Raw genomic sequence first — 523 nt, 5'->3', positions numbered from 1 at the left:
AAGACACTGCTGAGTGCCATCTGGCCCGTATTCGATGTCGATTACCCGCCAGTGTATGTCCTGATATCCATTGCATTGTAACTGCGCATGAATAAAGGACTCCATCAGCAACCCACCGGCCCCCAGTGAAAGCAACGTCAGCGGTTGATCCCGGTTGGGCATCGTCTGTCTGATATGGTTAACCACCTTGTTAAGGTAATTTACCCGACTGTGCAGCGAGGAGACATCCTCATGTTCACACCAGAAAAGCGCGTCCTGATAGCGATAGATCAATTGTCCATGCTGCCGGAGGTGGGTTTGACTCATCACCGCAGCAGGCGTCAAGGCAACGTGCTGCCGGGCACGGGAAGAAAGGGGTAACAGGGCGATGGATTCGGAAGTCACTGCTGGCAACATGGCAATATTCCGTGCAATTTTGTGGATTACACGATAACAGTTGCCAGTCCAGCCTGCGTTGTAAAATCCGATGTTGTAAAATCTGATATCCCACCGCCTCAGACGGTGGGAACCGGTCTCACATCGA

1 protein-coding gene is annotated in these 523 nt (G+C 52.0%); it reads right to left on the bottom strand.

The window, feature by feature from the left end:
- A partial coding sequence (locus J5224_RS35065; RefSeq protein ID WP_264629397.1) for a hypothetical protein occupies positions 1-396 on the bottom strand: 396 nt, incomplete at its 3' end.
- Positions 397-523: the final 127 nt, after the last annotated feature.

The organism is Candidatus Symbiopectobacterium sp. NZEC135, assembly GCF_025962695.1.
This window is presented reverse-complemented; position numbering and strand designations above follow the sequence as displayed.